The 9,543-nt window shown below is 72.0% G+C and carries 9 protein-coding genes; 8 read left to right on the plus strand and 1 reads right to left on the minus strand.

Annotated features, from left to right (window positions below; all coding sequences use genetic code 11):
• Positions 1–5 precede the first annotated feature (5 nt).
• From ABID77_RS21905 to ABID77_RS21930, 6 genes are read left to right on the plus strand one after another with little or no spacing between them, the layout of a single operon-like run.
• Complete coding sequence (locus tag ABID77_RS21905) at positions 6–1,382, plus strand: Wzz/FepE/Etk N-terminal domain-containing protein (RefSeq protein ID WP_429600536.1); 1,377 nt, start codon at positions 6–8, stop codon at positions 1,380–1,382.
• On the plus strand, positions 1,379–1,966 hold the full coding sequence (locus ABID77_RS21910) for a hypothetical protein (RefSeq protein WP_429600538.1): 588 nt from the start codon (positions 1,379–1,381) through the stop codon (positions 1,964–1,966). Before ABID77_RS21905 ends, ABID77_RS21910 begins: the two co-directional genes overlap by 4 nt.
• Positions 1,967–1,972: 6 nt before the next feature.
• Positions 1,973–3,481: an O-antigen ligase family protein gene (locus tag ABID77_RS21915; RefSeq protein WP_429600540.1), complete on the plus strand. Its 1,509-nt coding sequence runs from the start codon at positions 1,973–1,975 to the stop codon at positions 3,479–3,481.
• Positions 3,478–4,959: a lipopolysaccharide biosynthesis protein gene (locus ABID77_RS21920; protein ID WP_429600541.1), complete on the plus strand. Its 1,482-nt coding sequence runs from the start codon at positions 3,478–3,480 to the stop codon at positions 4,957–4,959. The genes ABID77_RS21915 and ABID77_RS21920 overlap by 4 nt, the downstream gene beginning before the upstream one ends.
• 35 nt (positions 4,960–4,994) lie before the next feature.
• Positions 4,995–5,615, plus strand: coding sequence for a hypothetical protein (locus ABID77_RS21925; protein ID WP_429600543.1), 621 nt, complete (start codon positions 4,995–4,997; stop codon positions 5,613–5,615).
• A complete protein-coding gene (locus ABID77_RS21930) occupies positions 5,612–7,249 on the plus strand; it encodes a hypothetical protein (protein WP_429600545.1) in 1,638 nt (545 codons plus the stop codon). The genes ABID77_RS21925 and ABID77_RS21930 overlap by 4 nt, the downstream gene beginning before the upstream one ends.
• A gap of 42 nt (positions 7,250–7,291) precedes the next feature.
• Here the strand turns inward: ABID77_RS21930 and ABID77_RS21935 are convergent, their stop codons facing one another.
• Positions 7,292–8,206, minus strand: a complete 915-nt coding sequence (locus ABID77_RS21935; RefSeq protein WP_429600546.1) for a LysR substrate-binding domain-containing protein — start codon at positions 8,204–8,206, stop codon at positions 7,292–7,294.
• A 104-nt stretch (positions 8,207–8,310) separates the two neighbouring features.
• On the opposite strand from ABID77_RS21935, the gene ABID77_RS21940 reads away from it, so the two are divergent.
• Both ABID77_RS21940 and dctP read left to right on the plus strand, forming a co-directional pair.
• On the plus strand, positions 8,311–9,120 hold the full coding sequence (locus ABID77_RS21940) for an NAD-dependent epimerase/dehydratase family protein (protein ID WP_429600548.1): 810 nt from the start codon (positions 8,311–8,313) through the stop codon (positions 9,118–9,120).
• 76 nt (positions 9,121–9,196) lie between these two features.
• Positions 9,197–9,543 (plus strand): TRAP transporter substrate-binding protein DctP (gene dctP / locus ABID77_RS21945; protein WP_429600549.1); only part of this gene is annotated, 347 nt, incomplete at its 3' end.

Genomic DNA, 9,543 nt, shown 5'->3' on the forward strand with positions numbered 1-9,543 from the left:
CCCGCATGACCACCGACTCCATCCTGTTCCCCCTGTCGGGACCGCCCCGGCCGCCGTCGCTCACCCCGGGCGAGGTCGCCGCCGTGCTGCGGCGCAACGTCTGGCCGATCGCGGCCAGCGTGGCGATCGTCTCGGCGCTGGCCTTCGGCGTGTACCGCCTGCAGAAGCCGGTCTTCGTCTCCACGGCCCGCATCCTGGTGCAGACCGACCAGCTCGGCACGCCGTCCTTCCTCTCCGGCATCGCGGCCTACCGCGAATCGCAGATCGCCGAGCCCGTCGGCCGCAAGCTGGAGACGGAGATGGCGCTGATCACCAACCGCGCGAGCGCGAGCGAGGTGGTGGCGGCGCTGGGCATCGACGGCGCCAGCCTGCCGGCCTCGCCGCTGGTCCGGCTCAAGGCGCTGGTCGCGCCGCTCACGCAGCGCCTCGGACTCGCCGAGCCGGAGCCGGAGCTCCCGGCCAAGGTGGTGAGCGACTTCCTGGCCGCGCTCAGCGTCGAGCCGGTGCGCTCGAAGACGGCCGAGACGACCTCCAACGTGCTGGAGATCGCCCTGGCCACCACCGACCCGGCCCTGTCCACGCGGGCCCTCAAGGGCGTGCTCGAGACCTACCTGCGCGTGAGCACCCAGCAGAACCGCGGCCTGGGCACCGAGACCACCCGGCTGCTGCAGGCCGAGATCGCCCAGTCGAAGAAGGAACTCAAGACCATCGAGGACGCCATGGTGGCGCTGGCCGTGCGCGAGAGCGCGCAGCCCGAATTCGCCTCGTCGACGACCACCGCCGCGCTCGGCGGCACCGGGCAGGCGCGGCGCGACGCCGGCCGCAACGCCAACGAGACCGCGACCTCGCAGCTCGTCACGCAGGTGCTGGACCTGCAGGGCCAGCTCGACGCCCTGCGCGAGAACTTCACCGAGCAGACCGAGAGCGTGGTCCGGCTCAGGCAGCGCCTGGGCGAGGTGCGCGCACGCCTGGCCACGCAGATGCGCACCAGCGCGACCAACTCCTCGACCTTCAACCAGCTCGAGCGCCAGCGCGCGATCGCCCAGGACCAGTATGTCGAGCTGCGCCGCAAGCTCGGCCAGATCGACCTGTACATGGCGCTGACGCCGGCCGCGCTCGACGGCCGCATCGTCGTCTCGCCGCCGACCCGGCCGGAGGCGGAGAACCGCGACGGCGCCCGCAGCAAGCTGCCGCTGATCGCCGGTCCCGTGGCGGGACTGCTGCTGGGCCTGCTGCTGGCCGGCCTGCGCGAACTGCTCCAGCCGCGCGTGCGCACGCGCCGCGAGGTCGAGCGCCTGCTGGGCCTGCACATGCTCGGGGCGCTGCCCTCGATGCGCGAAGCGCGCCCCCTCGTCCACCGCATCGAAAGCGCCCGGTCATGAAGAATCCCGACGATCTGCTGGTGTCGAGGCTCTCCCTCGCCCTGATGGAGCGGCTGCCCCGGCACCACAACGGCGGCGCGGTCGTGCTGGTGACCAGCGCGCTGGCCGGCGAAGGCAAGACCTTCGTCGCCCGGCTGCTGGCCAAGAGCATGGCGGAACTCGGCGAGGACGACGTGTGCCTGGTCTCGATCGGCGGCACGTCGGGCGGTCCGGGCTTCGCCGACCTGCTCGCCGGGCTGCCGATCGAGGCCACGCCGACGATCCGCTCGACGCGCCTGTTCGCGATGTCGGCCGGCCAGGAACAGCAGCAGACCGCCCTGTTCCAGCCGAAGAACGTCGCCCGCGCCCTGGCGACGCTGCGCCCGCGCTTCGGCGTGTGCGTCATCGACGGCACGACCGTGGCGCAATGCGGGGCCCTGCTGCGCCATGTCGACCAGGTGCTGCTGGTGGTCGACTCGCGCACCACCCCGCCCCATGCCATCAAGCGCAGCCTGGCCCAGGTCGGCAGCGGCGTGCCGACGTCGACCAGCGTGGTGCTCAACCACGCGCCCGGCCGTACCCTGGCCTGCATGGACGGGTACTGAGCGGCCATGGCGACCCGGATGCACGGCGCCCGGCAGGGCGCGCGATGGGCCGGCGGCGGCCTGGCGATCGTCGTCCTGGCGACGCTCGCGGCGCTGGCCACCGCGTCGGTCCCGACGACCCTGGCCCTGCTCGGGGCGCTGGGCGCCGGCGTGGGCGCCGTGTTCGTTCGGCGCGTGCACCGGCCGCTGCTGGCGGCGCTGTTCCTGCTCGCGCCGGTGGACATCAGCAAGGCCGTCGTCGCGCCTCTGGTGAGCAAGTACGGCGCCATCGGGCCGTTCTATTCGCCGGGTCTGTATGTCTCGCCGGCGCACGTCGTGCTGCTGCTCCTGCTGGTGGCCTGGCTGGGCGGGCGCTTCGCGACCGGGCGCGGCTGGCCGGACTTGACGGCGCTCGACCGGCTGGCGCTGGGTTTCGTCGGCTTCATCTGGCTGCGCTCGCTGGGCTCCGAGCAGGGCGTGCTGGCGCTGGGCACGGCGATGTCGTACTCCCTGGCGGTGCTGGGCTTCTACGTGGTCTCGCACGCGATCGAGGACACGGCCGACCTCCGGTTGGTCCTCGCGGTCTGCGCGGTGGGACTGGGCGCCATGTTCGCCCACGCGATGCTGCAGGTCGTCACCGGGCAGCCCTGGCTGCTGCCCGGCGCCAAGGGGGTGGCCGCGGGCTCGACGCTGAATTTCGGCGGCGAGTCGAAGGCCTTCCGGCCCTCCGGGTTCTTCAACCATCCCAACGCGCTCGCGCACTACATCGTGGTCGTCTGGCCGTCCGCGCTGGCGCTCGCGCTGCTGGGGCCGCGGCGGCTGCCGGGTCGCGCTTGGTGGGCGGCCGTCGCCGCCACCGCCGGCGGCGGGGCGATGCTGCTGGTCACCCTCTCGCGCGGCGGCTGGGCCAGCGCGGCGGTCGCGGCGCTCGTCGTGACGGCGGTCTTCGTCTACCGGGGGCTCATCACCCGCCGGCAGCTCGGCTTCGCGATGCTCGCCGGCCTGGCGGGGCTGTGCGTGCTGGTGGTGGCCTATCCCAACCTGCTGCTGCGCCTGACGGCGCCCGACGACCGCTCGCTGGAGTCGCGCGTGCTGCTGGCCGACATGGCCTTCACGATCATCAAGGCGCACCCGTTGCTGGGCGTGGGTTTCGGCGGCTACAACCGCGCCGCGTTCGAGCATGTCGCACCGCTGTTCGCCAACGTCTCCTACGACTACCAGCTCAGCCTGCGCCAGCTGGTGGTGCACAACCACTTCCTGCTGCTGGCCGCCGAGCTCGGCGTGCCGGCGATGCTGTTCTTCGTCTACCTGCTGTGGCGCTTCGCCCGCCAGCTGCTGCCGCTGGCGCGCTGGAAGGATCCGGGTTCGTTCGCGCTGGCCACCGGCCTGGGCGCGTCGGTCGTCGGCCAGGCGCTGTTCTTCAATTCCGACAACTACTACGCGGACATCCGCATCGGCATGTTCTGGCTGGGCGCGGGCCTGCTGCAGGCGCTGGTCATCCAGGCCGCAGCAACGACGAAGAGGCGGGCCGCATGAAGAAAGGCAACGCGCTCGCGCGCGCATTCAAGTCGGCGATGGGCGCGCGCCTGGCCATCGCGCTGATCAACTACGGCCTCTTCTGGGCCCTGACGCGGCTGGTGGAGGCGCCGGTGCTGGGCGGCTTCTCGCTGCTGATGAACGTCTTCTTCCTGCTGCAGCTGCTGCCGCTGCTGGGCCTGTCGGTGCCGGTGATGCGGCGCGCGGCGACCCATCCGGAGGGGCTGGCCGCCGAGATCGCCAACGCCTTCTGGTTCGCGCTGCCGGTCGCGCTCGCCATCGCGCTGGGCGTCGGCCTGTGGGGCACCTGGAGCCACGCGGCCGACCTGGCGCCGTCGTTCTGGCTGATCGGGCTGTCGCTGGTGCCCACGGCCTGGACGATCGTCGCGGAGGCGGTGCTGGTCGGACAGGAGAGGTTCGGCGACATCACGCGCGTCGTCTTCGTCGAATGCCTGCTGCGCTCGGTGCTGGCGCTGGCGGCGATCCGCCTGGGCTGGGGCCTGACCGGGATCTTCGCGGCCATGCTCCTGATGCGGTTCGGGGCGGCGGTGCTCTACGCCCGCAACCCGGGCCTGAGCCTGCCGCGCTGGAACCTCGTCACGCGCGCCCTGCAGCGCCGCAACTGGGGCGAGGTGCCGGTGTTCCTGGGCATCGCCGTCGTCACGGCCCTGGTCACGCGCCTGGACGTGATCGTGCTCTCGTGGCTGCGCGACCTGCACGAGGTCGCCGTCTACGCCGCCGCCTCGCGCCTGTACGAGGCCTCGCTGATGATCCCGACCGTCATGGCGCTGGTGCTGATGCCGGTCCTGGCACGCCATTTCAAGGAGGCGCGCGAGCGCTTCGCTCCGACCCTCGACGTCGTGGTGCGCATCAGCCTGGTCGCCGGGCTCGCGCTGGCGTTGCCGGCCTCGGCGCTGTCGGGCTGGGTGATCGGCGTGCTCTATCCGCCGGAGATGGCCGCCGCCGGTGCGGTGCTCGGCTGGCTGGCCTTCGCCTCGGCCCTCATGGTCACCGACGTCGTGCTGTCGTCCACCATGATCGCGGCCGACGCCCAGAAGATGGACCTGCGCTGCCTGGCCGTCGGTCTCGCCGGCCTGGTGATCGGGCTGTGCGTGGGCATCCCGCTGTGGGGCGCGACGGGCGCCGCGCTGGCCGTGGTCGCGGGGCTGCTGGCGCGCACGGTCTGGCGCCTGCGCTGGAGCCGGCGCGAATTCGCGCTGGCGCCGACGGCCCCGCTGCTGGCGCGGCTCGCCCTGGCGACCGGCTGCGGCATCGCCGCCCTGCGCTGGGCCGGCGCCCACGGCGCCGTCGCCGCCGCGCTCGCCTCGCTCGCCGCCTTCGGTGCCGCCGTCGTGCTGCTGGGCGTGTGGGGACGCCATCCGCTCGCGCGCCTGCGCGCCGACCTCGCCCTGGTCACGAACCGCCCGGGCACCGCGTCCGTGCCGGACGCCGTGCCCGCTGCCCAGTCCCTCCGGTGATCCGGCCCTTCATCCTCCCGACGCCTTCGACCTCCATGGACCGATCCATCAACGCCACCCCTCCCGCCCACGCCGTCGCGCCCCTGACCTGGGCGCAGACCCGCCACAACGTCCGCCGCGACTACGCCCGCCTCCTCGCCTCGATGGCGGACGACGCGTCGCTGCCCAAGAAGCTCTTCTGGTTCCTGCTGCCGACCTTCCTCGGCCTGTTCCTCTACCGGCTGTCGCGCCATGCCTATGTCAACGGCTGGCGCAACCTCGGCCGCCTGCTGTTCCTCGTCAACACCTACCTGACGCGCATCGAGATCCAGCCCACCACGTCGATCGGCGGCGGCTGCCTGCTCGGCCACAGTCCGGTCACGCTGTGCGGCCACATCGGCGAGAACTTCACGTTCATGGGCTACGGCGGCATCGGCGGCGGCTTCGACGGCAAGGACATCGGCGCCGGGCCGGGCCTGCCGGTGGTCGGCGACAACGTGGTGATGGCCATCCGCGCCGTCGTCCTGGGCGCCGTACACATCGGCGACGGTGCCCGCCTGGGGCCGTCGACCACGGTCATGCGCGACGTGCCGGCCGGCGGCATCGTGGCCGCGGCGCCGTCGCGCGTCACCCGCGGCACGGGCGAGGGCGCGGCCGCCGCGGGCGTGGCGGAGTGAGGCGCGATCGGCTGGCGCCGCCGCCGCCGGACGATGGCGCGTCGGCGCGTGCCGACGCGGCGTGGCGCCCGGGTCTCCTGCGCCGGCGCGGCGTGCTCGCCGCGTCGTGCCTGGCCGTCGGTGCGGGCGCGCTGCTCGGGCGCGCCTCCTGTTCGGAGGAGGCCGCGTTCCGGCCCGTCGAGGCGACGCACGCGTTCGAGGTCGACGTCGATCCGGCCCCCGGCGCCGCCGTCAACCGGCGCATCCTGGGCAGCAACGTCGGCTGGGCCTTCGGCGGCGACGACCTGCTGACGAAGGACGGCGCCTTCGCCCCGGCCATGCTCGAACGCGTCCGCGCGCTCGCGCCGACGGTGCTGCGCTACCCGGGCGGCACCTACTCGGACGTCTTCCGCTGGGAGGCCGCGACCAACGAGCACGTCTTCAGCCGCCAGGTCCAGCCGACCCTGATGGACACGCGGCGCTTCCTGGAGCTGTGCGATCTCGTCGGCGCGCAGCCGCTGATCACCGTCAACGTGGTCACCGGCACGCCGGAGGAGGCGGCGCGCTGGGTCGCGTTCACCAACCGCGGGAAGACCGTCTCGCGCCTCACCGGGCGGCCGCTGCCGCGCGTGCGCTACTGGGAGATCGGCAACGAGCCCTACCTCAAGGAGCAGTCGCGCGACGACATCGACCTGCGGCCCGACGAGTACGCCCGCCGCGCCGACCGCTTCATCGCGGCCATGCGCGCGGTCGACGGCGGCATCCTGATCGGCCTGCCGCTGACCTCCGACACGCGCTCGGGCCTCCCGGTCACGCCGCATCCGGGCTTCACGCGCACGGTGCTGGCGCGGGTGGACGAGCGTTTCGACTACGCGAGCCTGCACAACGCCTACATGCCCTTCGCCTTCAAGGCCGGCGAGTCGCGGGAGAACCTGTACTGGGGCGCGATGGCCGGTGCGCTGACCACGCAGGCCGACCTGGCGGCCATGACGCGCTTGCTGGCGCAACTGCGCCCCGGGCAGGACCTGCCGCTGGCGATCACGGAGTACAGCCCGATCTTCGGGCTGGGGCGCGGCGCCATCGACAAGCTCATCGTCAGCCCGGCCGGCGCGCTCTACCTCGCCGACGTGCTGCGGGTGTTCGCGCAGACGCCGAACCTGCTGCTGGCCAACCACTGGTCGCTGTCGGCCAACTGGATCTTCGGCGCCATCCGCGCCGACGGCCTGCCGCGGCCGGCCTACGAGGTGTTGAAGCTGGCGGGCGAGGCCATCCAGGGCCGGCTGCTGACGGCACGGGTGCGCGCGTCCACGCAGCGGGTGAGGGCGGTCGGCCAGGTCGGCGCGGTCGACGCGCTGCCGCTGGTCGAGGCGCTGGCAACGCGCTCGGACGCGTCCGGGGCCTCGGGCGCCGAGATCCGCGTGATGCTGATCAACAAGGACCCCCGGCGCCGCGGCGTCGGTCGGCTGCGGGTCGGCGCAACCGACGTCGCCGGAGCGCGGCTGAGCCTGCTGTCCTCGACCGACCCGATGGAGTCGACGGACAGGCCCGGCATCCTGACGCGCACCGAATCGACGCTGCCGGGCGGACCGGAGATCGCCGTCGACCTGCCGCCGTGCAGCGTCGCGCTGCTCACGCTGGCCGGCACGCGCTCCTGAGCGCCGGGAGAGCGTCGTCCCCTCGTCGATGCGGCGCCGCCGTCACTCGGGCCGGTCGGCGGCGGACGCGCCGTCCACCTGCCGTTCGCTGAAGGCCGCGACGGTCTCCAGCAGGCTGGCCAGCAGCGGCAGCGGGGGTTTGTTCAGGCGGAAGCAGTGCAGGTCCATCGAGTGGTCGAGGTCGTTCGACAGCGGCCGGTAGACGACCTCGGGGAAATGCACGTTGACCATCGACTCGGGAACCAGCGTCACGCCGGCGCCCACCGCCGCCAGCAGGGTGGCGGTCACGACGTTGCTCGACGGCTCGGCCAGCCGGGGGATGAAGCCGGCCTTGCGGCAGATCTCCACCACGCGCGACGCCGCGGTGACCTCCGAGCCCAGGATGAAGGTCTCGTCGCGCAGGTCGCCGATGTGGATCCACTCGCGCGCGGCCAGTGGATGGGACATCGTCATGGCGACCAGCAGCCGCTCGCGGCAGATGAGCTGGACGTGGATGTCGGGCTCGATGGGCACCATGCGCTCGAAGACGATGTCGACCTGGCCGCGCCGCAGGGCCTGGACCTGGGCCGGCGTCTGGGCGTAGTGGAGCGTGAGCTCGACCTCCGGATAGCTCAGGCGGAACTGCCGCAGGATGCGCGGCACCACGCCGTAGATCGACGAGCCGTAGATGCCGACGCGCAGGTGCCCCGAGCGGCCGGTGCCGGCGCGGCGCGTCTTGTGCGTGGCCTGCCGCACCAGGCTCTCGATGTTGCGGGCCTCCTCCAGCAGCGCGGCGCCGGCCTGGGTGAGTTCCATGCCCGTGGCGGTGCGCTCGAAGAGCAGCACGCCCAGTTCGGCCTCCAGCGCCTGGATGTGCCGGCTCAGCGGGGGCTGCGACAGGCACAGGCGCACGGCGGCCTTGCTCAACTGTCCTTCCTCCGCCACGGCGATGAAAGAGGAAAGCTGTCTCAGGTCCATCGACCCTCCCTTCGAATTGCGTAAGACCCCTTGCCAAATGAGCATTGGATCGGCGCGGGCGTTGTGCCGACACTCGTTGCTCCAAAGCATAGCGATTCGAAAACATGAACGAAGAGACGAGGAAGGTGGCGCTCAGCGGCGCGTCGGGCAACATCGGCCGCATCCTGCGCGTCGAACTGCCGCGGCTCGGCCATGCGCTGAGATCGTGCGGCGGCCGCCATGCCCTGTCGCGGCTCCACGACGCGGAGGACGTCATGCACGGCGATCTCCGGGAGCCCGAGGTCGTCGACCGCCTGCTCGACGGCGTCGACGTGCTGGTCCACATGGCGGGCACGAGCGTCGAACGGCCCCTGCCCGAGATCATCGAGAACAACCTCGTCGCCCTGCACCAGGTCTACGAAGGCGCCGTCCGCCACGGCGTGCGGCGGGTGGTCTTCGCCAGCTCCAACCACGCCTTCGGCATGCATCCGGTCGAGGCGACGCTGCGCAGCGACGCGACCTACCGGCCCGACGGCTTCTACGGCCTGTCGAAGATGTGGGGCGAGGGCATGGCCCGCCTCTACCGGGACAAGCACGGCATCGAGTCGGTCTGCCTGCGCATCGGCAGCGCGGAACCGGCGCCGGCCAACCGGCGGCACCTGAGCACCTGGCTCGGTCCGGAGGACCTGGTCGAACTGGTCCGCTGCGCCGTCGAAGCGCCGGACGTGGGCTATGCCGAGGTCTGGGGCATCTCGAACAACACCCGCGCCTACTGGGACGTGTCGCAGCCCAACGCCATCGGCTACCAACCGCGCCAGGACGCCGAGCCATGGGCGTCGGCCGTCGAGCACGTCGCGGCCCATCCCGATCCATTGAGCGCGCGATTCCAGGGGGGCGCGTTCGTCGTCGACGGCTATTCGCGCGCTCGCGACTGAGCCTGCGACGTCGAATCGAATCCGGTCGAATCGAATATTGAATCCAGTTGAATCGAAGAGAGACGAAGCCATGACGATGAAGAAGACCCTGCGTGCCCTGACCGCCCTCGCGGCATCGATTCCGCTGTGGGGAGGGGCCACGGAGTTCCGCTCGGCGGACATCCATCCGGACGACTACCCGACGGTGACGGCGGTGAAGTTCATGGGCGAGCGGCTCAAGGCGCTGTCCGGAGGCAAGCACACGATCAAAGTGTTCAACAACTCCTCGCTGGGCCAGGAGAAGGACACCATCGAGCAGACCAAGATCGGGGCGCTGCAGATGGTGCGGGTGAACATCGCGCCGATGAACAACATCTGCGCGGAGACCCAGGTGCCCACGATGCCGTTCCTCTTCCGCTCGGTGGACCACCTGCACAAGGTGCT

It is taken from the genome of Variovorax sp. PvP013, from assembly GCF_050435945.1.
Lineage (GTDB): Bacteria > Pseudomonadota > Gammaproteobacteria > Burkholderiales > Burkholderiaceae_C > Variovorax.

Excerpts from the sequence above, each read along its gene's own strand:
- ABID77_RS21905 (WP_429600536.1), top strand. The coding sequence starts at position 6 with ATGACCACCGACTCCATCCTGTTCCCCCTGTCGGGACCGCCCCGGCCG.
- ABID77_RS21910 (WP_429600538.1), top strand. The coding sequence starts at position 1,379 with ATGAAGAATCCCGACGATCTGCTGGTGTCGAGGCTCTCCCTCGCCCTG.
- ABID77_RS21915 (WP_429600540.1), top strand. The coding sequence starts at position 1,973 with ATGGCGACCCGGATGCACGGCGCCCGGCAGGGCGCGCGATGGGCCGGC.
- ABID77_RS21920 (WP_429600541.1), top strand. The coding sequence starts at position 3,478 with ATGAAGAAAGGCAACGCGCTCGCGCGCGCATTCAAGTCGGCGATGGGC.
- ABID77_RS21925 (WP_429600543.1), top strand. The coding sequence starts at position 4,995 with ATGGACCGATCCATCAACGCCACCCCTCCCGCCCACGCCGTCGCGCCC.
- ABID77_RS21935 (WP_429600546.1), bottom strand. The coding sequence starts at position 8,206 with ATGGACCTGAGACAGCTTTCCTCTTTCATCGCCGTGGCGGAGGAAGGA.
- ABID77_RS21940 (WP_429600548.1), top strand. The coding sequence starts at position 8,311 with ATGAACGAAGAGACGAGGAAGGTGGCGCTCAGCGGCGCGTCGGGCAAC.